This window comes from Sphaerimonospora sp. CA-214678, assembly GCF_050942215.1.
Taxonomy (GTDB): Bacteria; Actinomycetota; Actinomycetes; order Streptosporangiales; family Streptosporangiaceae; genus Sphaerimonospora.
In genome coordinates, this window is record NZ_CP192056.1 from 6,381,404 (window position 1) to 6,405,368 (window position 23,965).

The following is a 23,965-nucleotide window of genomic DNA, read 5'->3' on the forward strand; positions in this document are numbered from 1 at the left end:
CCGGCATCCCGTCCATCCCGGATGTCACCGCTTCGCCTCGTTCACGCAGCGCAGCACCGGCCGCCGGACGAGAGCCTCCGTGTTCAGGCCGCGCACGCCGAAGCCGGTGACGTGGAAGACGGCGGTCTCCCCCGGCAGCAGCGTGACGAGCTGGTCGTCCACGGTCGCGCGTGGATCGAGCCGGTCGGGGAAGATCGCCAGTTCGCGTACGACCGTCCGCGCCGTGACGGTCACCCGGAGACCACCGGCGCTCTCCTCGACCACCGTGTCGAACTCGGCCGCCGGGTAGTCCATCGCCGGGTCCTCGGCCGGGAACCGGAGGGCCCGGGTCCCGTCGAGGGTGGCGACCAGCACCTCGCCCGCCTGATCGTCCCACTCGCGCAGGGCGGCGGGCAGCTCCACCGCGGCCGTGCCGCGCCGGTCGGCGAACACCGTGAAACACTCCTTGGCGATCGGCTCGCCCGCCAGGGTCCGCCGCTCGACGGCCAGCTCGCCCGACCACGGCTCCTCGGTGTCGTTGACCGCGACCACCGAGTCGCCCTGGAACGTCAGCAGCCGGTCGGCGTACGCCCGGCGCAGCGCGTACCACAGCGGCTTGCGCCGTCCGCCGCCGTCGACGGCGGCCCAGGAGGTGACCGGCCAGCAGTCGTTGAGCTGCCACACGATCGTGCCCATGCAGTACGGCGCGAGCGCACGGAAGCGCTCGATCCCGAAGGCCATCGCCCTGGCCTGGTTGAGCTGGGTGTAGTAGTGCCAGTCGTCGAAGCCGGTCGGCTCGGGCAGGTGCTCGCCGAGGCCGCGCAGCAGCTTCAGGTCGCCGTCGATCGCCTTCTGGTGGTGGCGGACGCCGGGCGAGTCGGGCGCGAGGGGGTCGTCGCCCACGGCGGCGCGCAGCGTCGCGTACGTCGGCGGCCCCTGGAAGCCGAACTCGGCGACGAACCTCGGCGTGTAGCTCGCGTAGTGCGTGTAGTCGTGGGTGTTCCACACCGTCCAGATGTGCACGGTGCCCCTGGCCGGGTCGTTCGGCGGCAGATCGGGGGAGCCCGAGTAGGGGCTGCCCGGCCAGTAGGGCCGGGTCGGGTCGAGCTCGGCCACGATCCGGGGCAGCAGATCGTAGTAGAAGCCGGCGCCCCAGCTCCGGCCGTCCAGATCATCCTGCCAGCCCCAGTCGGCGTGGCCCTCGATGTTCTCGTTGTTGCCGCACCAGATCGCCAGACTGGGGTGTGCGGACAGCCGCGCCACATGCTCGCGCGCCTCCGCCGCCACCTCGGCGGCGAACGGCCCCTCCTCCGGGTAGGCGGCGCAGGCGAACGGGAAGTCCTGCCAGACCAGCATGCCCATCTCGTCGGCGAGCGCGTAGAAGTCCTCGCTCTCGTACCTGCCGCCGCCCCACACGCGCAGGCAGTTGGCGCCCGCGCCGGCGGCCTGGGCGAACCGCTCGGCCAGCCGCTCACGGGTGAGCCGCGACGGGAAGCAGTCGTCCGGGATCCAGTTGAACCCCTTGACGAACACCGGCCTGCCGTTGACGACCAGCGTGAACGCGTCGTCTGTCCGGTCCAGCCCGATCGAGCGGAACCCGATCCTGCCGGTCCACTCCCCGTCCGCCCCAGCGCCGTCCGCATCGGCCCCGAGGCGCACGGTCAGGTCGTACAACGGCTGGTCGCCGTGGCCGCGCGGCCACCAGAGGGCGGGCCGCGGCACGTTCAGCGTGACGACCGCGGTGCGCTGCCCCGCGGCCAGCCGCGCCTCCCCGGTGACGCCGGCGACCGACGCCGTCAGCGTGAGCGGGGCCTCCGTCGCCCGCTCCACCGTGACGTGCACGTCGACCCTGCCGTCCGGACCGTCGAGCGTGACCAGGGGGCGCACCTCGGCCAGCCGGGCCGTGCTCCACGTCCGGACGCCGATCGGCCGCCAGATGCCCGCCGTGACCAGGGTCGGTCCCCAGTCCCAGCCGAAGTTGCACGCCATCTTCCTGATGAACTGGTACGGCTCGGCGTACGCCCCTGGCCGGTCGCCGAGCGCCTCCCGCTGCACCTCGGCGTAGCCGTACGGCGGATCGAACAGCACCCTGAGCGTGTTGCCGCCCTCGCGGAGCAGGTGGCGTACCGGGAAGCGGTACGACCTGTGCATGTTGGCCGTCCGGCCGATCTCCACCCCGTTGAGCGTGATCGTCGCGACCGTGTCGAGCCCCTCGCACACCAGGTCGGCGCGCCCGTCCTCGGTGCCGGCCCAGGTGAAGACCGTCTCGTACGCCCAAGCCGTTCTGCCGATCCAGGTCAGCCGGTTCTCGTTGTCGTCGAGATAGGGGTCGTCGATGAGCCCGGCGTCGAGGAGATCGGTGTGGACGCAGCCGGGCACGGTCGCCGCGAGCCCGGCCACCACCGGCCGGTGCTGTCTCGTCGATGACACGGCGGTGACGGTCCATCCGTCGTGCAGGGGATGGTACGCGCTCAAGCGTTCTCCTTAGCGAGTGATCGGGGCTCCGCCTGCGGGGGGTGGTCGGCACAGCCGGAGCAGGTGACGAAATGATCCTTTTCGACCTCGGCGAGGCCCGGCCGGGTCCGGCTCTCCTCAGGAGAGTCGTGGTACGGGCACGGCCCGGCCGCACCGTCGGCCGCTTCCCCGTCCTCGCCGTCCGGCTCGTCGGTCCACTTGACGTCAAGTCGCGGGACCGAGGCCAGCAGCGAGCGGGTGTAGGGGTGGCGGGGATCGCCGAAGACCAGGTCGGTGCGGCCCATCTCCACGATCCTGCCGTCGCGCAGCACCACGGTCCTGTCGCTCACGTAGTTGCCGAGCGAGAGATCGTGGGTGACGAACAGGATGCCCAGCCCGCGCGCCCTGAGGTCGGCCAGCAGGTTCAGCACGTCGATCCGGGTGGAGGCGTCGAGCATGCTGATGATCTCGTCGGCCACCAGCAGCCGGATGTCGAGCAGCACGGCCCGCGCGATCAGCATGCGCTGGAGCTGCCCGCCGCTGAGCTGATGGGGGTAGCGGCCGAGGACCTGCCCGGGGTCGAGCCGGACGCTCCGCAGCGCGCTCTCCACCCGTCCGCGCCAGTCCGCCGCGCTCACCTGGGGGAAGTACGCCTCCTTGATCATGGCGAACACGCGGTCGGCCTTGAAGATCGGGTTGAAGCAGCTGAACGGGTCCTGGAAGACGCCCTGGACGTGCCGGTAGTACTCCCTTGTGGAAGAAACGGATGAGATGTCCGTGTCGTCCAACGTGATCGCGCCGCGGCTCACCGAGGTCAGCCGCAGGATCATGCGGCCGATCGTGCTCTTCCCGCTGCCGCTCTCCCCGATGAGCGAAACGACCTCCCCCGCGTTCACCTCGAAGCTCACGCCGGAGACCGCCGTCATTGTGCGGCCGCCGAAGGCGCCGACCCGATAGACCTTGGAGACATCGTCGAGTTTCAGCATCGCTCAGTCACCCGCCTTCCAGCACGCGACGGAGTGGCCGGGGCCGATCTCCACGAACGGGGGCTGCTCGGCGCACCGGTCGACGGCGATCGGGCAGCGGTCGCGGAACCGGCAGCCGCCCGGTGGATCGAGCAGCGGCGGCGGGCTGCCCGGAATGCCGGACAGCCTGCTGTCCTCCTCATATCGCACGCCGACCTCGGGCAGCGCCGAGATCAGCATCTTGGTGTACGGATGCCGTGGCTCGGTCACCAGGACGCCCGCCGGGGCCTTCTCGGCCAGGCGTCCCGCGTACATCACCATGATCGTGTCGGCGATCTGGTAGACGAGCGAGATGTCGTGCGTGACGACGATCATGCTGGTGACGAGCCCGGCGTCGCGGAGCTGGAGCAGCGTTCCCGCCACGGCCTTCTGGCTGGACACGTCGAGCGCCGAGGTGACCTCGTCGGCGATGAGCAGCGAGGGGTTCAGCAGCGTGGAGATGACCATGACCACGCGCTGCTTCATGCCGCCCGACAGCTCCATCGGATATCTGTCGAGCACGTCGCGCGACAGCCCGACCAGGTCGAGGCGGCGCTCCAACTCGGCCGGCTCAAGCCGTACGCCACGGGACGCCAGCAGCTCGCCGACCATCTTGCCGATCTTCCTGGTGGGGTTGAGCGCGCTCATCGAGTACTGGGGGATGACCGACACCCGGTGAAAGCGGAAGGCGTCCATCCGCGCGTCGTCCCCGATGGGCAGTTCGTCACCGTCCAGTTCGACGGTGCCGCCGACGTGCCGCATGCGGCCGTCGAGGCGGATCAGGCTCTTGCCGAGCGTGGACTTGCCCGAGCCGGACTCCCCGGCCAGGCCCATGATCTCCCCGTCCGCGACGGTGAACGTGACGCCGTCGAGCGCCTTGACGTCGCCGCGCAGCGTACGGTAGTAGACCCGGAGGTCGGTGACCGTCAGGGACATGTCACATCTCCCTCAGCTTCGGGTTGAACACCTCGTCCAGCCCGACGTTCATGACATAGAGCGCGCCGACGATGGCGGTGATGCCGGCGCCCGGCGGGATGAACCACCACCACAGGCCGAGCTGCAGCGCGCTCCACCGGGCGGCGTTGTTGAGCATCAGGCCGAGGGACACGCCCTCGGTCGGTCCGAGCCCGATGAAGTCGAGCGAGGCGCCGACCAGGATCGCCCCGCCGAAGAGCAGGATGAACGTCATGAACAGGTAGGAGCTCATGTTCGGCGCGATCTCCCGAAATATGATCTTCGGGGTGCGCATGCCGCTCAGCCTGGCCAGATCCACGAAGTCTCGGGTGCGCAGCGAGAACGTCTGCGCCCTGATCGCCCGCGCCGCCCACGGCCAGGACGTCAGACCGATGAACAGCGCCTGCACGCCGACACTGCGTACGCCCAGGTACGCGTTGGCGATCATCAGGACGACGAGCGCGGGCAGCACGAGGACGATGTTGGTGAGCATGTTGAGCACCTCGTCGATCCAGCCGCCCAGATATCCGGCGACGAAGCCGACGACCATCCCGATGATCGCGGCGAGGCCGCCGCCGAGCACGCCGACCAGGAACGTCGCACGCAGGCCGTACAGGAACTGGGCGAAGACGTCCTGCCCGAACATCGTCGTGCCCATCCAGTAGTCGCCGGAGGGGGAGGCGGCGGGCGGCCCGACGTACTCGTTGGGTCCGTGGTCGAAGGCCATCGGACCGATCACCGCGGCGATCAGGAGGATCACGACGACGACGAGACCGGCGATCAGCTTCCCGTTGCGCAGCGCGAAGTGCAGCGCCTCCCGGCCGGGCGTGGGAGCGGCGGCCGCGGATGTCGCGGGAGCCTCGGGGGTTTCGGGCGCCTCAGGGGTTTCGGGCGCCTCGGGGTTTTCGGGGGCCTCGGGGGTTTCGGGGGCCTCGGGCGCCTTGGGCGCTTCGGCGGTCACGACGCTCCTCCCATCCCCGCCCTGGTGCGCGGATCCACCAGGACGTAGACGATGTCGATGACGAAGTTGGCGATCAGCACGCCCATGACGATGAAGAGGAATGCGCCCTGCAGCAGGAAGAAGTCCTGGTTCTGGATGGCCTGCAGGATCAGGTTGCCGAGCCCCGGATAGGAGAAGACGATCTCGGTGACCAGGGCGCCGGCCACCAGGACGCCGAGCTGGAGGGCGAGGCCGGTGATCTGCGGCAGGATCGCGTTGCGGAACGCGTACCGCCGGATCAGCCGCCCGGGGGCGCCGAGCGCCCGCAGGTAGTTGACGTAGTCCGCCTCCAGCTCATAGATGATCATGTTGCGCATGCCGATGGCCCAGCCGCCGAACGCGACCAGGAACAGCGAGGCGAACGGGAGGAACCAGTGCTGCAGCAGGCTGCCGATAAACTCCCAGGACCAGCCCGGCTGCATCGCGTAGCTGTAGGCTCCGGCGACCGGGAAGATCCCCGCGATGATGCCGAGGGCCCAGGCCAGCAGGATCGCCAGCCACATGTACGGCGTCGCGGTCAGCACGTAGCCGATCGGCAGCGCGGTGTTGTCGAGCCACTTGCGGCGGGCGGCGAACGCGCCGAACCGGTTGCCCGCGACCCAGCTCAGCAGGATGGCCGGGATCAGCAGCCCCAGCGTGTACGGCACGGCACGGGTGATGACGTCGGCCACCGGGGTGGGGAACAGCCAGATGCTGACGCCGAGATCCCCGTCGAGCAGCGCTCCCCAGAAGTTGAAGTACTGCTGCCAGATCGGCATGTCGAACCCGAACAGGCCCTCGTACCGCACCCGCATGGCCTCGACGACCTCGGGCTGAGCGATGTTGGCCCGGGCGATCAAACTCTGCACGGGGTCACCCGGCATGAACCTCGGGATCAGCCAGTTGATGGTCACGGCCACGAAGAACGTCAGGCCATAGATAAGGAGTTTTCGGCCGAAATACCGGCGCAACACGACCTCCCGGTGAGGTGGCGCCCCCCTTCCGTCAGGAAGGGGAGACGCACGAGATCGGACGGGGAGCCACCACCCCCACCCCCCGTGATCTTGTAGTTTCTCGCAAGCCATCCCCCTGACCTGCGTGAATTCCATTCGTGATCTTGCAGATTCTCGCAGAGGGTCCGCCTGGCCTGCGCCTTTATCGTTCGTGATCTTGCAGTCGCAAGTGCAAGATCACGAACGGTGTTTTCGCTGGTCAGAGCATATTCCTGCGAGGAACTGCAAGATCGGGAACATGAAACGGCCTGGTCACGGCTCGATGTGCGAGTATTCGCAAGATCACGGGCGAGGGGTCAGCTCGCGGCGGGCTGGAGTTCGGTCAGCATGAGCACGCCGCCCATCTCCAACCAGTTACGCCACACGGTCGGTGCGTGCTTCGGCTTGCCCGCCTCGTTCGACGGCCAGTTCTTCCACACCGAGTTGGTCGTCTGGGACCACAGGCCGTTGTACCAGAGCGGAATGACCGGCATGTCCTCGAGCAGGATCTTCTGGAGCTGCGAGGTGATCCCCTTCATGCCCTCGACGTCGTCCGTCTTGACCTGGTCGAGCCGCTGGGTGAGTTCCCAGGCCTCCTCGTTCTCGTACCGGCCGTAGTTCGTCGTCGTCTGCAGCTTCTGCACCGGCAGGCGGAAGATGTAGTCGTAGTACGACCACGGGGTGTTCGAGAGCTGCTTGTCGTTGTTGATGACCAGGTCGAAATTCCCGGCGTTGCGGGCGTCGACGAGCGCGTTGTAGTCGGGGAAGTCGGCCTGGACGTCGATCCCCGCCTCCTTGGCGCCGGCGGCGATGACCCGGGCGGCCTCCATCCAGTCGGTCCATCCCGCCGGGACGATCAGCTTCAGCGAGATCTTCGCCCCGCTCGGCGACTCGACGAGCCCGTCACCGTCGCGGTCCTTGTAGCCCGCTTCGGCCAGCATGCTCTTGGCCTTGTCCAGGTCGTAGGAGAAGCCGAGCCGTCCCACCACGTTCTGGTCGACGTACTTCTCCCACTGCGGCAGCAGGCCGGTCGGGTTCGACGCCTTGACCAGGTTGCCGTACACGCCCTCGACGATCCTCTTGGTGTCGATCGAATAGGCGAACGCCTTGCGGAAGGCCGCGTCGTCCATCGGCTTCTTCTTGGTGTTCAACCACATCCAGGCCGTGTTGGCCGACAGCATGTACGGCGGCTCGCCGTAGTAGGTCCCGATACCGAAGTCCCCCTGAACGAGGTTGGCGATCCCCGGGAGGAAGTTCGTGCTCAGGTCGAGGTTCTTCTGGAGCAGCAGGCCCATCGCCACCTCGTTGCTGGAGTTGACGATGTCGACGATGTACTTGGGCTTGACGTCCTTGTTCAGCGCCTTGGTCGCCCACCAGCCGTCCCGCTTGACCCAGACCATGCGGTCCTGATCGTGGGTCTGGTAGGCGTACGGCCCGGTGCCGACCGGCTTCTCGTTGGCGCCGTTCATCACCTCGTCCTCGGACCGGCCCTCCCACAGGTGCTTGGGCACGATCGCGCGGCTGTAGAGGTGGTTCGCCCACTCCTGGTAGTTGGCCACGGAGAAGGTGAACGTGACCGTGTGCTCGTCGACCGCCTCCGCGCTCGTCAGCCACGTCCACAGCGGGTGGTACGGCACGGTCTCCATCTTGCCGAGCTCGAACGTGAAGACGACGTCGTCGGCGGTGAACGGCTTGCCGTCCGACCAGGTGATGCCCTGTCGCAGCTTGAGCGTGTACTCCTTGTCGCCCGTCCAGTCGCCGCTCTCGGCCAGCCAGGGGCTGAACTCGTCGGTGTTCGGGTCGTAGAGGAAGAGGGTCTCGTAGGCCAGACCCTTGGTGCCGGTGGCGTAGTCCCACTCGCGCAGCGGGTTCCAGTTGGCCGGCGGCCCCCACTGGGTGCCGCTCGTGTAGAGGGTCTCGTTCCTGGGGAACGACCCGCCACCCTGCCCGCCGGCGGCGGCGCTCCCGGCGTCGGCCTCCTGCGTGGGAGTGCTCCCGCCCCCGCCGGAACATGCCGTTATGAGGCCCACCGCCAGCAGCGGCGCGAGTAAGCGCGCTCGGATTCGCATCGTGACTCTCCTTCCCCCACGCGGCGCCCGCGCGAGGTCGCTCTCCTGCAAGGCCCCGATGATGAGGGACGGGAATCCTGCGAAATCCCGCCCTTCCGCTCCGCGGACGGTCGCCCGCCGGCCGCGGAGCGGTATGTACTGAACCGTAGGTGCTGAACCGGATAAGTAACCGAGACCGTAGATTGGTGGGCGTTGCGGTGTCAATAGGTCCCACGCGGTGCGACCATAAAGAGGTAAAATGACCGTCACTGGACCGGTTCAGTCAAGGGGAGACGTGAGAAGACCGACGATCGCGGACATCGCGCGACGGGCGGGTGTGTCCAAGGGCGCGGTCTCGTACGCGCTGAACGGCCAGCCGGGGGTGTCCGAGGCCACGCGAGCACGGATCCTCGCCATCGCGAACGAGATCGGCTGGCGGCCCAACATCGCGGCACGCGCGCTCAACGGCGCCCGGGCGCACGCGGTCGGCCTCGCCCTGTGCCGGCCGGCCCGCACGCTCGGCATGGAGCCGTTCTTCATGGAGCTCATCAGCGGCATCGAGGCCGAGCTGTCCGCCCGCTCATACGCACTGCTGCTGCAGGTGGTCGCCGACCACAGCGCCGAGATGGCCGTCTACCGCCGATGGTGGGGAGAGGGACGGGTGGACGGGGCCTTCCTGGTCGACCTCCACGTCGAGGACCCGCGGGTGCCGGAGACGGAGTCGCTCGGCATGCCCGCCGTCGTCATCGGGCACCCCTCGGCCGCCGGATCGCTCGTGCCCGTCTGGGCCGACGACGGCGCGTCGGTACAGGAGACGGTCGACTACCTGGGAGCGCTCGGCCACCGCCGCATCTGCCGGGTCGCCGGGCTGCCGCGGCTCGTCCACACCACGATCAGAGACCGCGCGTTCACCGACGCGTGCACGCGGCTCGGCCTGACCGGACACACGATCCTGCACACGGACTACACCGGGGAGGAGGGCGCCCGGGCCACGCGCAGGCTGCTCAGCTCGCCGGAACGGCCGACCGCGATCATGTACGACAACGACATCATGGCGGTCGCCGGGCTGGCGGTCGCCCAGGAGATGCGGCTCAACGTTCCGTCCGACCTGTCCATCGTCGCCTGGGACGACTCCCCACTCTGCCAGGTCGTACGGCCGCCGCTGACCGGGCTCACCCGCGACATCCCCGCGTACGGCGCGCACGCGGCGCAGCGGCTGCTCGCCCTGATCGACGGCGCGGACCCCGGCCCGCTGCAGGACGAGGCGCCCCGCCTCACCCCCAGGGGCAGCACCGCTCCGCTCGGCTGACTTCGCCAACACTCCTTGGCCGGGGCTTGGACCGCGCTTGCCGGCGTTTCAGGCCCCGTCACCGGACGTGATCGCTAAACTTGGCCCGGTTTTTGCCGCTGCTGACCTTCGACCAGGGGTGTACGCCCAGGTCCTGCCATCAGGAGCAACACGTGGGTCATGTCGATGTCCGTCCGGCACGACCGGTGGAGGCGGAGCCGACGCCGCGCCGGCCCGCGCCGAGGTGGCGCGTCTGGCTCTGGGTGGTCCTGTCGGCGGCGCTCGGCGTCCTGACGGGGCTCGCCGGCGGTTACGCGAAGCTCACCGCCAACGTGAAACACGAGGACGTGACCAGGCAGGATCTGGGCCCGGCACGTCCGGTGAAGATCAGCAAGGCGATGAACGTCCTGATCGTCGGCTCAGACCAGCGGGGCGGCGCGAACGCCAAGTACGGCCGGGCCCCCGGCGAGCGGACGGACACGATCATCCTCGCCCACATCTCCCCGAAGCGGGACGGCGCGACCCTGATCAGCTTCCCCCGTGACTCGCTCGTCGAGCTCCCGGCGTGCCCGGCGAAGCGGAACCTACCCGGCCAGCAGGCCCACATCGGGATGATCAACGAGTCGTTCAACTACGGCGGCATCGGCTGCACCTGGCGGACCCTCGAGGGCCTGACCGGCATCCACATCGACCACTTCGTGAAGGTCGACTTCACCGGGTTCAAGGCCATGGTGGACGCGCTGGGCGGCGTCCCCGTCTGCGTTCCCCAGCCGATCCACGACACGAAGGCGCTGCTCGATCTCCCGGCCGGACGGCAGGTCCTCAGGGGCGAGCAGGCGCTCGGGTACGTCCGGGCCCGCTACAGCCTCGGGGACGGCTCCGACATCGGCCGCATCCAGCGCCAGCAGATGTTCCTGGCCTCCATGGTCAAGCAGGCGATGAGCGGGGAGACGCTGACCCGCCCGGTGAAGCTGTTCGGCTTCCTCGACGCGGCGACCAGGTCGATCACCACGGACCCCGACCTCACCGTGGGCGTGATGAAGGAGCTGCTGACCAGCGCCCGTGGCCTCAGCGCCGGGCAGATCCGGTTCGTCACCACCCCCTGGCGCTACTCGATCACCCAGCCCGGCCGGGTGGAGTGGGTGCAGCCCCAGGCCGAGCGCCTGTTCAAGATGGTCGCCGCCGACCGGATCAGCAAGAACGTCGAGAGCGGCCGGCAGAAGATCCCCAAGTCGCAGATCCACCTCATCGTGCGCAACGGCGCGGGCCGGCAGGGCCTCGCCACCGAGGTCGCCGCCGAGCTGGAGCAGCGTGGCTACCACATCGTCAAGGTGGAGACCGCGGCCAAGCCGTACGCCCGGACGTTCGTCAGGTACGGCCCGAACGGCGAGGCCAGGGCGTCCCGGCTGCTGCGCGAGCTGAAGAGGCCCCGGGCGTTCCCGGCGCCGACCGCCCGGACCCAGAAGATCATCCTCGTTCTCGGCGCCGACTGGCAGGGCATGAAGCCCCCCAGAACGCTGGAGGACGTCGAGGGCTTCGACGCCACCCAGGACAGCTGCACCGCCTCCTGACAGGTCGATCGGCTCCGGCGTCCGGACATCGGGTACGCAGTCGTGATCGACGCGGCGGAGATCCTGCGGCCGAGGAGGTCACACCCGCATGACCGGGAAGCCGGTCGGGTGCGTACCCGCGGTCAGAGCAGCCAGTCGAGCAGGCCGCCGCGTCTCCTCTCCTCCTGGGTCGGGGTGGGATCCGGGGCAGGCGTGGGCTCGCTCGTCGCCGTCGGCGAGTCGGACGGCGTCACCGGCCTCTCGTTCCGCTGGGGGTCGACGACGGCCGGGCGCGATGCCGTCGTCGGGGTCGGCCGAGGGGCGGACGACCGGAGGGTGGGCGTGGCCTTCTGCGCGGGGACGACCTTCCGCGTTGGAGTGACGGCGGGCGCGCTCGTCGGGGCCGTGCGTCGGCGTACGGCCGGGGAGGGCGATCGCGCCGGGGTCGCCGCCGGGGTCGCGACGGGTTCCGCGGCCGAGTCGCCGAGGGATTCGGTCGAGACGGCCGGCGACGACGCCACCTCCGCCTTCGCCGCGCACTCGCCGCCGGTGCAGCTCTCGACGGGCCCGCCCACCCACGCGCTCAGCGCCCAGATCGCGGCCGCCACCGCGACGCCGACACCGCCGACCCGGAGCAGCACGCCACCGCGCCCGCGTCTCTCGGGCTCCTCCGGCTCGTCACTGCGCCAGCCCGAGCCGAGGAACCCCGCCGAGTCCGTGGCCCCGTCCTCATAGATGTACGGCTGCCGGTCCAGAATGAGCCCGCCGGTCTCGCGGCCGTCGTGACCGGCGGGCTCATCGTCCGCACGTTCCGGGGCCCAGTCGGCGGAGAGCAGGTCGCCGCCCGGGGTGACGCCGGCCGCCGGCGGCTCGGAACGCGGCGTGCTCTCCGCCCGCCGCTGGGACCAGAACGCGTCGGCCGCCGTGGCGTACCGGGGATCGGCCTGGATGTACGGACGCACGAGAGGGCCGGTCTCGGGGGAGTCCTCGGGAATCCGGTCGACCATGGGGTCCTTCCTCCTGCTTGACGTGCTCGGGCGATGTGTCTCCGCCCGCCGTGGTCCCCACGACCGGCAGGCCGGCGCGCCACCGCCACGCCCGCGAAGACACCCCGCGGACGCCGGCCTCCCGCTCCGCACCGCGGCGGGAAGTTCACCAGGTGATGTTCATAGCACCGTCCGACACCGCTTGTCCGGAAGTTCCACAGCAATCACTGGAGTCACGTGAGCCACACTACCTTCGTTCAAAGATCTCAAAAGACCGCACCATGAGGCTGGTCACATCGGACGGTCAGGTGTGCAAGACTCCGCTTTCAGTGGTATTCGCCCGGGTGCAAGAGGCAGGCGATATGGGTACTGCGGGGCAGCTCCTCGTCAGGCGATATCGGCTGGTGCGCGCCCTCGGACAGGGCGGCACGGGCATCGTCTGGGAGGGTCACGACACCCTGCTCGATCGTCCGATCGCGGTCCGCCAGGTGCTGCTGCCGCCGAATCTCGGCGAGACACGGCGGATCCGGTTCGCCCAGCGCGTCGCCCGCGCGGCACGCCAGGCGGAACGGCTGCGTCACCCCGGCATCGCCGCCGTCTACGACGTGGCCGAGGACGACGGCACCCCCTACATCGTCATGGAGCTGGTGCGTTCGCGCTCGCTGGACGGCATCGTCGCGAGCGACGGCCCGCTCCCGCCCGACCGCGCCGTCTCCGTCGCGCGCACGCTCCTGGCCGCGCTGGCGTACGCCCATGCCGAAGGCGTACGGCACGGTGACGTGCGCCCGTCGAACGTGCTCTTCGGACACGACGGGCGGGTGCTGCTGGCCGACTTCGGCATCGGGGCGCTCGCCGCCGATCCGGCGTTCGCCGAGTCGCACTCCCGGGCCGAACACACGGAGCGGGCCGCGGAACCCGCTGGCGCGGCGCGTGGGGTGCGGGCCTTCCTCGCGCCGGAGCGGGCGGACGGCGGCGCCCTCACCACCGCCTCCGACATGTGGGCGCTGGGCGCCACCCTGCACTTCGCGATCACCGGGAGACCGCCCGGCGCCGCCTCCCCCGAGCCGCCTCGTGAGCAGGGCGGGGAACCCGGCCGATCGCCGGAAGACGTGCTCCGCACGGTGGTGAGCGGGCTGCTGACGCGAGATCCGCGCAAACGGCTCGATCCACAGGCCGCGGACCGGCTGCTCGCCGAGATCGAACCGGCCGCTCCCCCGCCGCCGGCCGGCGAAAGCCGTACGCGCCTGAGCCGCTCCCGTCTGATGGCGGGGATCGCCGCGGCGGCCGTGGTCGCCGGGGCGGCCGGCGGCTGGGCGATCCTGCGGCCGGAGCCCACCGATGCGCGGATCCCGCTCGCCGCCAACGCCTCCGGTCCCGCACCGGATCTCCCGGCGACGGCGTCCGCCACCCCGTCCGCTTCCACTTCCGCCGGGGCCTCCCGGCTCCGGCTCAGGTGGCACGACTCGCCCGCGGGCTGGCGGGCCGCCGTGCCGCGACAATGGACGGCGGAACAGGCCGAGTTCTCGGCCCGGTGGACCGATCCGGAGGGCCGGGCGCAGTTCAGCGTCGAGGTCACCGCCCAGAGCGGCACCGATCCGCTGGGGATGCTCCGCGAGGCGGAGGCGATGTTCAAGGCGAAGGACTACCGCAAGTTGCGGCTCAGGACGATCTCCAGCAAGCACGGCACCGCCGCCGACTGGGAGTTCACCTGGACGCGGCGCGCCGCCTCGGGGGAGGGACACCTGGCCGGGCGCGGGACCTATCGCCAGGTCAGGCGGGTCCTCTCGACCGGAACGACGACCAGCGTGCTGACGTGGACGACCAGGGCCGCCGACTGGGAGCGGCTGCGCCCCACCCTGACCAGGGCCTTCGCCCTGTTCCGGCCGCCCGCGGGCTGAGCCCGCCGCCGAGGGCCGCCCGCACCCCGGGCATGGTCACCGCCCGTCCTGCGCGACGGGTTCCGACATGGCCAGGTGGCCGGGCGTGCGCACGTGGCCGAGATCGGCGGCGAGATAGCGGGCCGCCGTGCGGAGCGCACGCAGCATCGCCGCGACCGACGGCCGCCGGACGGCCGACTTCCTGGCGACCGCGTAGACGCGCCGCTCGATCGGCTCACCGGGAAGCCTCCTGACCGCGATCCCCCACGTGCCGGTGGCCAGCGCGAGGGCGGGCACAGCGGCGATGCCGATGCCCTTGCCCACGAGCCCGAGGATCGTCCCCAGGCCCTCGAACTCCCAGGCGACGGGCGGCGGCCCGCCGACGTCGGCCAGCAGCCGCTCGACGGCGTCACGGGAGGGCTCGCTCTCCGGCGTGACCATCCACGGCTCGTCTCTCAGCGCCATCAGGTCGACGGGCACCGCTGGATCGGCCATTTGATGGCGTCGCGGCACGACGAGCACCATCGGATCGATCAGCAGCGGGATGCTCGCCAGGTCGCTCTGGTCGCCAAGGTCGCTCAGCAGGCCCTGCCAGTCGTCTATCAGGGCGATGTCGATCTCGCCGGACTCGACCTCCCTGATGCCGTGTCCCGGCAGGGTCTGGCGCAGTCGCAGCGCGAGTTCCCCGTGGCGGCGCAGCAGCCGGGCGAGCGCGGGCGCGAACGCCACGGCCCCGGTCGGAAACGCGGTGACCACCACCCGCCCGGACGGCGTGCCGGCGTGAGCTGACAGGTCGGACTCGGCCGCCTCCACCATCGACAGGATGCGTCTGCCGTGCTCGACCAGGCGCCAGCCCGCGTCGGTCAGCTCGGCGCTGCGGGAGGTCCGGTCCAGCAGTACGGCTCCCGCCTCACGTTCGAGCACGGCGAGCTGCTGGGAGACGGCCGACGCGCTGTAGCCGAGCGCCTCGGCCGTGGCGGCGATGCTGCCCCGTCTGGCGAACTCGCAGATCAGGGCGATTCTCCGGATATCAAGCATCAGTTTTCCTTACTCCTGGCACCGGAAAGCCTCGCTTGTTCTTATGCCTTCACGCAATCACTCTGGGAACGATCCATCCACCGATTCGAAGGGAAAGCAGATGGACGTTCCGATATCTGCCACTTTGGCCGCCAATGAGGAGATCGCCCGAAGACGACGGTGCGGACAGCACATCGTCAACCTCGCCTTCGGGGAGGCGGGCCTGCCGGTCCACCCCGCGTTACGAGACGCGCTCGCGCGTGCGACGGGTGACAACGCGTACGGACCGGTCGCGGGCTCGGTCGCGCTGCGCGAGGCGGCGGCGGGCTACTGGGCGCGGCGCGGCATCTCCGCCGATCCCCGCCTCGTCGTCTGCGGTCCGGGCAGCAAGGCCCTGCTGTACGGCCTCCTGCTCTCCCTCGGCGGCGACATCGTGCTGCCCAGGCCGAGCTGGGTCAGTTACGCGGCCCAGGCCGAGCTGATCGGCGTCCGGCCGATCATGATCGCGCCGCCGCCCGGCGAGGGGGGCGTGCCGGATCCGGAACGGATGGCGACGGCGGTCGCGGCGGCCAGGGCACAGGGCAGGACGGTCACATCGCTGCTGGTCACCCTGCCGGACAACCCGACGGGCCGGCTGGCGCGGCCGGAGACGGTCCGGCGGATCGCCGAACTGGCCCGCGAACTGGACCTGACCATCATCTCGGACGAGATCTACCGCGACCTCGTGTACGATCCGGCGGCGGAATTCCTCAGCCCGGCCGACGTCGCTCCCGAGCGCACCGTCATCACGACCGGGCTGAGCAAGAACCTCGCCCTGGGCGGCTGGCGGATCGGCGTCGCCCGGCTGCCCGAGCCGGATCGGCGGGAGGGCCGCCTCCCGAACGGGCCCGATCTGCGCGAACGACTGCTGGCGGTGGCGAGCGAGATCTGGTCGAGCCCCGCGGCGCCGGTGCAGCACGCCGCGGCGTACGCCTTCGGCGAGCCGGCGGAGCTCGTCCAGCGGATCGCCGACAGCCGCAGGTTGCACGGCATCGTGGCCCGCGCGGTGGCCGAGCGCTTCGCGAAGGCGGGGGCGCGGGTGGACGACCCTCAGGGGGGCTTCTACCTCTATCCGGAAATGACGGACTTCACCGGATCGGCGGAGCTGGCGAGCGTGCTTCTCGAACGGCACGGCGTCGGCGTACTGCCCGGAACGGCCTTCGGGGACGCCCCGGAAACGCCACGTGTGCGCGTCGCCACGAGCCAGTTGTACGGCGAGTCCGACGAGCAGCGTACGGCCGCGCTCAACGCGGAGGATCCGCTCGGACTGCCCTGGATCGCGGCCTCCCTGGGACACCTGGAAGAGGCGCTGAGCCGCCTCTGATCGATCCGCGGATCTCCGGCCGAACATTTAACCTGAACTCCAGCCGATCCGCACTTCGTCACGGCACCTGTGACCTGCGGTTTCACGCACGTAACCGGACCTCGGCCCGGGCTGCCGCAAGATGCCGCCCGTCAGTGCGCACAGGGGGGTTTCGCAGGCCTCATCATTTGCTCATGCCCGCTTTTGTCACCCTGTCCGGGCGCTTCGTGCGCCTGGAACCGCTCAGCCTCGCGGCACTCGACGATCTTGTCGCCGCGGCGAGTGAAGACCGTTCCGGTTACGCCTTCACCCGCGTTCCCGCATGCCGGGAAGAGATGGCCTCCTATGTGGAGGCCGCCATGGCCGAGCAGGCGGAGGGCCGCACGTTGCCCTTCGCCATCCGGTGGCTGCACACCGACCGCGTGGTCGGTGCCACCCGTCTGATGCACCTGGAGTACTGGCAGGGCCCCATGCCCTGGCCGCCAGGGGCGAAAGGCGTGGTGGGCGAGGTCCCGTCCGTGGCGGACATCGGTTACACCTGGCTGGCCAAGTCGGCTCAGGGCACCGGGGTCAACCGGGAGAGCAAGTTCCTGCTGCTCTCCCTCGCCTTCGAGACCTGGCAGGTTCACCGGATCACCCTCAAGGCAGATGTACGCAACACGCGATCCCGGGCCGCCATCGAGGCCCTCGGCGCGCACCTGGACGGTGTGCGACGAGCGGACAGCCGAGGCGCCGACGACACGGTCCGAGATACGGCGTACTACTCGATACTGCACCATGAGTGGCCCGCCGTGCGCGAGAGTCTTCGCGCCCGGCTGGGCCTCGTAGAGGCGGCGTAGCCACGCCGCCGGACATATTCCGACCACATCCACACGAGAAAGGAATCGGCGCGGCCCGAGGGCCGCGCCGATTCGCGGCAGGAGCGGCGGCCGGCCGATCAGGCGTCGTAGCCGTACTCCCCGTCGTAGGCGTTGTACAGCTCACGCCACGTGGCGCAGCTGCTCGGGAAGCGGCTGCGCAGCCCGATCTGACAGACCCTCACCTGGACCTTCGCCACGTCGTGGCGCCAGAAGCCGAACGACTTGGCGTGACCGGCCCCGCACTGCTTGTACGACTTGACGTCGGAGGACCAGCGGCGGCCGTTCCAGCCCTGGGTCCGGAACTGGACGAAGGCGCACTTGCCGCCGCGGCGGTAGGTGCGGTGGTCGAGGTCCCACAGCTTGCCGGTGACGCGGACCCGGTTCGACTCCTCGTCGTCGTACCGGACGTCGATGGAGCCCCGAGCTGAGGCGAGGCGGTTGCGGGACCGGTAGGTGCCCCACCAGTCGCGGTAGTTCCAGTCGGACGACGAGAACGAGGCGGCTGAGGCGGTGGTGGTGCCCGCCGAGGCGGTGGTCGATGCGCCGGCTGCGGTCGCTGCGGCCGGTACGCCGACGGCGACGGCGGCGGTCACGGTGGTCAGAGCGAGGAGGTTGCGGACAGATCGTCGCATTTCTATTCTCCCCTGTTTGAGGACGATCCCCCCGGTGCTTCCGGAGGTTGCACCTCAGTGATAGACCCGCCCGTTTGCAACCCGCTTTCAATGCGCCTGACTCCGGCTCGCCTCGACGGCATCACCTATTGGGCAAAGCAGTCCGGGATCTATCATTTCATTCGAAAAATGTTCTAACGGGAGATAAGGGCAGATGCCTGGTGACGCCGCCGAGCAAGGCCTGCGCTTCGCCGTGCTGGGACCGGTCCTGGCCTGGCATGACGGCGTCGAGATCGACCTCGGGACGCCGCTGCAGCGTTCCGTCATCGCCATGCTGCTGCTTCGGGAGGGACGGTCGGTCACCCCGGGCGAGGTGATCGACGGAGTCTGGGGGGAGGACGCGCCGCCCCGGGCGCTCGGCGCGCTGCGCACGTACGTCTCCCGCCTGCGAGCGGTGCTGGAACCCGGCCGGTCCCCGAGGACACCGCCCGAAGTGCTCAGGTCGGTCGGCGGCGGCTACGCGCTGCGTCTCGACTCCGGCAGGCTCGACCTCGGCGTCTTCGAGCGGACCTGCGCCGCGGCCGATGCCGCCCGCCGCGACGGCAGGCTCGAGAAGGCGGCCGGTCTCCTGCGCGGCGCCCTCGGGCTGTGGTCGGGCGAGCCGCTCGGCGGCGCGGTCGGACCGTACGCGGAAAACCAGCGCGACCGGCTCGCCGAACGGCGGATCGGCACCATCGAGGCGCTGATGACGCTCGACCTGGAGCTCGGCAGGCACGCCGAGGTCGTTCACGAACTGATCTCGCTCACCGCCGAGCACCCGCTGCGTGAGCGGCTGCGCGCCCAGCTCATGCTGGCGTACTACCGGTGCGGCCGGCAGGCCGAGGCCCTGACGGTCTTCGCCGAGACCCGGCGGGTGCTCGTCGGCGAGCTCGGCATCGAGCCCGGCCCCGAGCTGACCGATCTGCACCGCCGCGTCCTCGCCGCCGACCCCGCGCTCGCCCGCCCGTCCACGACGTCCGCGCTCACCCGGGACCACGAGCCGGTACGGCCGGAGGCCGCCGGAGGAGCCGACGACGACGGCGCCGTACCCGTCGTCGAGATGCCGAAGCCCGCCCAGCTCCCGGCTGCCGTCGCCGACTTCACCGGCCGCGTCGGGGCGGTACGGCGGCTGCTCACGCTGCTCGGCGGCGGTGACGGCTCGGACCCGCCGGGGGAGGGCGTCAGGACCGGCGATGCCGGTCAGCGGGCGGACGGGGGAATGCCGGTCGGTGGGATGCCGATCGCGGCGATGTCCGGCATAGGCGGCGTCGGAAAGACCACGCTCGCCGTTCACGTGGCCCACCTCGTCGAGGACCTGTTCCCCGACGGCCAGCTCTACGCCGACCTGCGCGGATACGGCAGCGAGCCGATGCAGCCGGATACCGCGCTCGGCGCCTTCCTGCGCGCCCTCGGCATCCCGGCCGACGTCATCCCAGAAGGTCTGGCCGAGCGGTCCGCGCTCTTCCGGTCGATGCTCGCCGACCGGCGCATGCTCGTGCTGCTCGACAACGCCCGCGACGCCGAGCAGGTCGAGCAGCTGCTTCCCGGCTCGACCGGCTGCGCGGCGATCATCACCAGCCGGGGAAAGCTGGCCGACCTGCCCGCCGCCCGGCTGATCGATCTCGACGTCATGGAGCCGGAAGAGGCGCTGTCGCTGTTCTCCGCTGTCGCCGGGCCCGACCGGGTCGCCGCCGAGCACGCCGCCGCCATGGACGTCGTGGCCGCGTGTGGCTTCCTGCCGCTGGCGGTCCGCATCGTGGCCGCCCGGCTCGCCGCCCGCCCCTCGTGGACGGTCGCCTCGCTCGTCCCCCGCCTGGCCGACGAGCGCCGCAGGCTCGACGAGATGAAGATCGGCAACCTCGCCGTCTCCGCGACCTTCTCCCTCGGCTACGGCCAGTTGGAGGCACGCCAGGCACGCGCGTTCCGCCTGCTGTCGCTGTCGACGGGGTCGGACCTCTCGCTTCCGGCCGCCTCGGCCGTCCTCGATCTCGGCCCGGCCGAGGCAGAGGACCTGCTGGAGTCGCTCGTCGACGCCAGCCTGCTCGAGGCCCCGGCGCCGTGCCGCTACCGGTTCCACGACCTGCTGAAGCTCTTCGCCCGCCGCCGCTGCGAGGACACCGACGAGCCGGCCGAGCGCGCGCTCGCCATGCGACGGCTGCTCGGGTTCTATCTCGCCTCGGCCAGATCGGCCCATCGCCTCGCGTACGAGGGCAGCGCGATCGCCGACAACCTGGCCGACGGCTGTGTGACGGACATCATGACCGGCCACCGGCACTCCTTCACCTCGACCGACGAGTCGGTGGCCTGGCTGTCGGTCGAGGCGGAGAACATGTTCGCCGCGATCGCCCAGGCCGCCGCCTCGCCGCTGGACGAAGGACGGCACGACGATCTCCTCCCCGCGGCGAATCTGCTGCTGGCGATGGAACCGCTGGTGGAGTCGGGGACCAACCAGCGGGAGTTCGAGCAGCGTGCCGGGGCCGTACTGGCCGCCGCCTCCCGCAGCGGCGACCGGCGCGCGGAGCTGCGCTGCCGCTACGTGCTCGGCCGGGTGCTCTTCGGCGCCAACCGGCTGGCCGAGGCGGAGCGGCACTTCCTCTCCGCGCGGGCGCTCGCGCTGGAGACCGGTGACCGCATCGTGCTCGGCGAGACGTGCAACGCGCTGGCCGTCGTCGCCGGGCGGCAGCGCCGCCACACCGAGGCCCTGGAGTGGTTCGACCGGGCCACCGAGGTCTACCGGGAGACCGGAAACCCGGCGGGGCAGGCCCTGGCGCTGAGCTACTCGGCCCGCGACCACCTCGGCCTCGGGAACGTCGACGCGGCGATCGCCGTGTCCGAGCGCGGGCTGGCCATGTTCACGGAGATCGGCAGCGGTGCCGGGCTCGCCAGGGCGCGCTACCACCTGGGCATCGTGCTGTCCACCGTCGGCCGCCTCAACGAGGCCGTCGTACATCACGCCGAGTGCCTCGACTTCTTCCGGGCCGGCAAACAGCGGGTGTGGGAGCAGCGGGTGTGCTACCGGCTCGCCGCGACCTTCATCTCCGCCGGGCGGTTCACCGAGGCCGCCCGGCACGCCGAGCAGGCGCTGACCGTGAGCCGCGAGATCACCCACCCGTACGGCGAGGCCCAGTCGCTGGCCGCCCTCGGCAAGGCGCTGCACGGCATGGGGGAGACCCGCCGCGGCAGGGAGTCCCTGACCAGGGCACTCGATATCTTCACCAGACTCGGCTCGCCCGAGGCCGACGACATCCGGGCGCTCCTCCTGGACTTCGACCAGATCGAAACCTGAGCCGCCCACCCGGCCCGTCCGGCAGCCGCGCCGCCGGTCCGCGCACCGGGCCCGTACCCGTACCCGTCACACCGCCGGACCCGTCACCCGTGCCCTGATCATCGCGCCGCCGGCCCCTGTGACGGCGGCGGGAGTGTGGGCGTCCGGCCGATCACCGGCCACCACCCGGCTGTAGGGGGCCCGGTTCTCCGGAGCACCGGATGGCGGCCGACCGCCTCGTCATGTGACCGGCCGGACCGGGTCGTGTCCGACAGGTCATGCGTCATGCCCTGTCAGGCACTCCCCGGGTGGCCCGGATCCTGAAACCCCCAGTCTCGGACCCGGGCCCCGGCAACAGCATCGGACGGGCCGGTCAAGGGCCGTTCAACGTTCGATCAACGGGTGATTGCAACCCGGAAGAACCCCTCGGCGACCAGCGTGCGGAGCTCGGCGGGCGCACGGCCCAGCAGCTCGGACACGTCCTGTCCGGTGAGCTCCGCGATCGCGGCCAGCAGCGGACGCGCCGGGATCTCGCCGTCGCACACCCCGGCGAGCGCCGCCTCCACCGTGCCCACGGTCGCGGTACGGCGCAGCCCCCGGGTCTGCCGCAGCACGATACGCGACGGATCGTCGGCGCCGGGCGGGCCGACCCGCTCCTCGACCACCCCGTCGGCCACGGCCAGCGGCGTGTCCAGCAGTTCCTGGTCCGTCATCGCATACGCGTCCTTCATCGCGCGCAGCACATCCGGGACGTGCGCCCCCACGGGGGGCTCGACCCGCTGCCGCAGTTCCTCCACCCGGACCACCGGGTTCCGCGAGCCCGACTCGTGCAGCGCGATCCAGCCGAATCCCACGCCGGTGACGCCCATCGACTCCAGCCACGTCAGCCACTCGTCGTAGCGCTCCCGATAGGCCGGCGTGCTCTGCTCGACCGAGTCGCGCAGCCACAGTTCGACGTACTCCGCCGGATCCTGGACATCGCGTTGTACGGCCCAGCCGTCGCAACCGGTCTCGGCCAGCCAGCCGCCCACCCTGTCCTGCCAGTCCTCACCCCGGACGTGCAGCCAGTTGGCCAGGAACCGGGCGTGGCCGCCCTGGCGAAGGTGGCCGGGCGCCCGGCGGATCAGGTCACGGCAGAACTCGTCGCCGCGGAACCCGGACTCCCGGTACGCGTACCGGGAGTCGGGTGAGATCACGAACGGCGGGTTGGACACCACGAGGTCGAACCGCTCACCGGCCACCGGGTCGTACATCGACCCCTCCCGCGCGTCGACCCGCTGACTCGGCACGCCCGACAGCTCCCAGCTCAGCCGGGCCAGGCGCAGCGCCCTCGGGTTGACGTCGGTCGCGACGATCCGATCGGCCCGGTGGGCCAGGTGGAGCACCTGCACGCCGCATCCGGTGCCCAGATCGAGGACACGTCCCACCGGCCCGGTCCACGCGAGCTGGGCGAGATTGGTCGAGGCGCCACCCGCCCCGACGACATGGTCGGCCCGCAGCCCCGGATCTCCGGGACGGACCTTGCGATCGGAGACCACCCAGGCGGAGCCGTCCGAGTCGTACGGGCCCTCCGCTCCGGAAGAGACGGTCCACGGCCGAAGACCGACGGTGGCCTGCACGGTGTCGCCGACCCGGGCCAGCAACCCGGCGTCGATGAGATCATGCAGCGGCAGGTCCGGCGCCGCCGCGCTGACCGGGACGCCCAGCCACCACAGCCGGATGAACACGGCGAGCGGATCGCCCTCGCGGGTCGCACGCAGGGCCGGCACGATCTCCTCACGCGCCAGCGCGGTCGCGGCCACGTCGCCCAGCCGCTCCCGTACGCCGTCGATCGTGTACCCGATCTCGAGAAACCTGTCACGAAGCCGGAGCGCCAGCTCGGAAGGGACATCCACGGAGAAGAATCTATCGCGGGCGGCGGGTCGCGCCCTGTGTTCCGGAGGTCAGGCGGGTACGGCCCGCGGCATGCGGAGGCTGTTCCAGGCGGCCTCGCCGAGTTCGCGGATCTCCTCGTCCGAGGGCTGATGCGCGCCAGCGAACCACAGGCGGCACATCTCCTGCGCCGGGCCGAGCCAGAGCACGTAGCACATGGTCGGCGGGACGGGGCGGAGCACGTCGTTCCTGACGTGCGGACGCCACCAGTCCGCGACCTGGCGGAAGAAGTCGCGCCGCGACTCCGCGACGTCCGGGCCGCCGGGCTCGTTGCGGCGCGGCGGGCGCTCGCTTATCAGCAGCCGGGCCCGCTCGGGGTATTCACCGCACCAGGCCATGTGCAGCGCGACGATGGCCCCGATTCCGGCACGCGCGTCGTCATGCCGGATGAGCTCACGCAGAAAGGCGTCCTGATACATCCTCAGGGTCTCGGTGTAGAGCACCCCGAAGACGTGCTCCTTGCTGGTGAAGTGGTGGTAGAAGCTCCCGACGCTGACGCCGCTCTCCTGCCGGAGGCTGGCGAGCGTCGTGGCCGAGACACCGTTCTGGCTGAACCGGCGCAGCGCCCCTTCGATGATCCGGGCCCGGCCGTCCCGGCCGTTCTTCGCGCTCTTCACGGTTTCCACAACTTCAATGGTGACGCAACAGAACCTTATTCTGCAAATATGGACTGGTTTTTAAGAATGATAACAGCGCGCTCACGAATACATGATCTCATCTCGTCCTCGCGGTCCCTTTCCGGGGCGTACGGCACCGCCCGGCCCGGGTCGCCGCCCGGCGTCCCGGGA

At 70.6% G+C, this 23,965-nt stretch carries 17 protein-coding genes; 6 read left to right on the forward strand and 11 right to left on the reverse strand.

The annotated features are described in order from the left end of the window. Positions 1-24 precede the first annotated feature (24 nt). The 6 genes from ACQP1K_RS28235 to ACQP1K_RS28260 all read right to left on the reverse strand — a co-directional run bounded on the left by ACQP1K_RS28235 (position 25) and on the right by ACQP1K_RS28260 (position 8,431). The gene (locus tag ACQP1K_RS28235) at positions 25-2,454 is read right to left on the reverse strand and encodes a glycoside hydrolase family 2 protein (protein WP_433498720.1); all 2,430 of its coding nucleotides are present in this window, start codon (positions 2,452-2,454) and stop codon (positions 25-27) included. Continuing rightward, positions 2,451-3,419, reverse strand: a complete 969-nt coding sequence (locus ACQP1K_RS28240) for an ABC transporter ATP-binding protein (RefSeq protein ID WP_433498721.1) — start codon at positions 3,417-3,419, stop codon at positions 2,451-2,453. Before ACQP1K_RS28240 ends, ACQP1K_RS28235 begins: the two co-directional genes overlap by 4 nt. Before the next feature lie 3 nt (positions 3,420-3,422). After that, a complete protein-coding gene (locus tag ACQP1K_RS28245) occupies positions 3,423-4,373 on the reverse strand; it encodes an ABC transporter ATP-binding protein (protein ID WP_433498722.1) in 951 nt (316 codons plus the stop codon). Position 4,374: 1 nt separating this feature from the next. Next, positions 4,375-5,352 (reverse strand): ABC transporter permease subunit, encoded by a 978-nt coding sequence (locus ACQP1K_RS28250; RefSeq protein WP_433498723.1) that lies wholly within the window; start codon positions 5,350-5,352, stop codon positions 4,375-4,377. Then, the gene (locus tag ACQP1K_RS28255; RefSeq protein WP_433501664.1) at positions 5,349-6,341 is read right to left on the reverse strand and encodes an ABC transporter permease; all 993 of its coding nucleotides are present in this window, start codon (positions 6,339-6,341) and stop codon (positions 5,349-5,351) included. The genes ACQP1K_RS28250 and ACQP1K_RS28255 overlap by 4 nt, the downstream gene beginning before the upstream one ends. A gap of 338 nt (positions 6,342-6,679) precedes the next feature. Beyond that, the gene (locus tag ACQP1K_RS28260; RefSeq protein WP_433498724.1) at positions 6,680-8,431 is read right to left on the reverse strand and encodes an ABC transporter substrate-binding protein; all 1,752 of its coding nucleotides are present in this window, start codon (positions 8,429-8,431) and stop codon (positions 6,680-6,682) included. Between the two features lie 274 nt (positions 8,432-8,705). Here ACQP1K_RS28260 and ACQP1K_RS28265 point away from each other — a divergent pair, with 274 nt between their 5' ends. After that, the gene (locus tag ACQP1K_RS28265; protein ID WP_433498725.1) at positions 8,706-9,719 is read left to right on the forward strand and encodes a LacI family DNA-binding transcriptional regulator; all 1,014 of its coding nucleotides are present in this window, start codon (positions 8,706-8,708) and stop codon (positions 9,717-9,719) included. A 152-nt stretch (positions 9,720-9,871) separates the two neighbouring features. After that, positions 9,872-11,269, forward strand: coding sequence for an LCP family protein (locus ACQP1K_RS28270; RefSeq protein ID WP_433498726.1), 1,398 nt, complete (start codon positions 9,872-9,874; stop codon positions 11,267-11,269). 122 nt (positions 11,270-11,391) lie between these two features. Here ACQP1K_RS28270 and ACQP1K_RS28275 read toward each other — a convergent pair whose 3' ends face one another. Further along, positions 11,392-12,255: a hypothetical protein gene (locus tag ACQP1K_RS28275; RefSeq protein ID WP_433498727.1), complete on the reverse strand. Its 864-nt coding sequence runs from the start codon at positions 12,253-12,255 to the stop codon at positions 11,392-11,394. A 341-nt stretch (positions 12,256-12,596) separates the two neighbouring features. On the opposite strand from ACQP1K_RS28275, the gene ACQP1K_RS28280 reads away from it, so the two are divergent. Further along, a complete protein-coding gene (locus tag ACQP1K_RS28280; RefSeq protein ID WP_433498728.1) occupies positions 12,597-14,132 on the forward strand; it encodes a serine/threonine-protein kinase in 1,536 nt (511 codons plus the stop codon). A gap of 36 nt (positions 14,133-14,168) precedes the next feature. Here the strand turns inward: ACQP1K_RS28280 and ACQP1K_RS28285 are convergent, their stop codons facing one another. Continuing rightward, on the reverse strand, positions 14,169-15,149 hold the full coding sequence (locus ACQP1K_RS28285) for a LysR family transcriptional regulator (protein WP_433498729.1): 981 nt from the start codon (positions 15,147-15,149) through the stop codon (positions 14,169-14,171). Between the two features lie 100 nt (positions 15,150-15,249). On the opposite strand from ACQP1K_RS28285, the gene ACQP1K_RS28290 reads away from it, so the two are divergent. Next, positions 15,250-16,491, forward strand: coding sequence for a pyridoxal phosphate-dependent aminotransferase (locus ACQP1K_RS28290; RefSeq protein WP_433498730.1), 1,242 nt, complete (start codon positions 15,250-15,252; stop codon positions 16,489-16,491). Positions 16,492-16,664: 173 nt separating this feature from the next. Next, complete coding sequence (locus ACQP1K_RS28295; RefSeq protein WP_433498731.1) at positions 16,665-17,309, forward strand: GNAT family N-acetyltransferase; 645 nt, start codon at positions 16,665-16,667, stop codon at positions 17,307-17,309. A gap of 98 nt (positions 17,310-17,407) precedes the next feature. On the opposite strand, the gene ACQP1K_RS28300 is transcribed toward ACQP1K_RS28295, so the two are convergent. After that, on the reverse strand, positions 17,408-17,962 hold the full coding sequence (locus tag ACQP1K_RS28300; RefSeq protein WP_433498732.1) for a hypothetical protein: 555 nt from the start codon (positions 17,960-17,962) through the stop codon (positions 17,408-17,410). A 193-nt stretch (positions 17,963-18,155) separates the two neighbouring features. Between ACQP1K_RS28300 and ACQP1K_RS28305 the strand changes: the two genes are divergently transcribed. After that, a complete protein-coding gene (locus tag ACQP1K_RS28305; protein WP_433498733.1) occupies positions 18,156-21,266 on the forward strand; it encodes an AfsR/SARP family transcriptional regulator in 3,111 nt (1,036 codons plus the stop codon). A 374-nt stretch (positions 21,267-21,640) separates the two neighbouring features. Here the strand turns inward: ACQP1K_RS28305 and ACQP1K_RS28310 are convergent, their stop codons facing one another. Beyond that, positions 21,641-23,140 (reverse strand): DUF7059 domain-containing protein, encoded by a 1,500-nt coding sequence (locus ACQP1K_RS28310; protein WP_433498734.1) that lies wholly within the window; start codon positions 23,138-23,140, stop codon positions 21,641-21,643. A 48-nt stretch (positions 23,141-23,188) separates the two neighbouring features. Then, positions 23,189-23,803: a TetR/AcrR family transcriptional regulator gene (locus tag ACQP1K_RS28315; protein ID WP_433498735.1), complete on the reverse strand. Its 615-nt coding sequence runs from the start codon at positions 23,801-23,803 to the stop codon at positions 23,189-23,191. Positions 23,804-23,965: the final 162 nt, after the last annotated feature.

Coding starts and splice junctions, on each gene's coding strand:
- ACQP1K_RS28240 (WP_433498721.1), bottom strand. CDS start 3,419: ATGCTGAAACTCGACGATGTCTCCAAGGTCTATCGGGTCGGCGCCTTC.
- ACQP1K_RS28245 (WP_433498722.1), bottom strand. CDS start 4,373: ATGTCCCTGACGGTCACCGACCTCCGGGTCTACTACCGTACGCTGCGC.
- ACQP1K_RS28260 (WP_433498724.1), bottom strand. CDS start 8,431: ATGCGAATCCGAGCGCGCTTACTCGCGCCGCTGCTGGCGGTGGGCCTC.
- ACQP1K_RS28275 (WP_433498727.1), bottom strand. CDS start 12,255: ATGGTCGACCGGATTCCCGAGGACTCCCCCGAGACCGGCCCTCTCGTG.
- ACQP1K_RS28280 (WP_433498728.1), top strand. CDS start 12,597: ATGGGTACTGCGGGGCAGCTCCTCGTCAGGCGATATCGGCTGGTGCGC.
- ACQP1K_RS28285 (WP_433498729.1), bottom strand. CDS start 15,149: ATGCTTGATATCCGGAGAATCGCCCTGATCTGCGAGTTCGCCAGACGG.
- ACQP1K_RS28290 (WP_433498730.1), top strand. CDS start 15,250: ATGGACGTTCCGATATCTGCCACTTTGGCCGCCAATGAGGAGATCGCC.
- ACQP1K_RS28295 (WP_433498731.1), top strand. CDS start 16,665: ATGCCCGCTTTTGTCACCCTGTCCGGGCGCTTCGTGCGCCTGGAACCG.
- ACQP1K_RS28300 (WP_433498732.1), bottom strand. CDS start 17,962: ATGCGACGATCTGTCCGCAACCTCCTCGCTCTGACCACCGTGACCGCC.
- ACQP1K_RS28305 (WP_433498733.1), top strand. CDS start 18,156: ATGCCTGGTGACGCCGCCGAGCAAGGCCTGCGCTTCGCCGTGCTGGGA.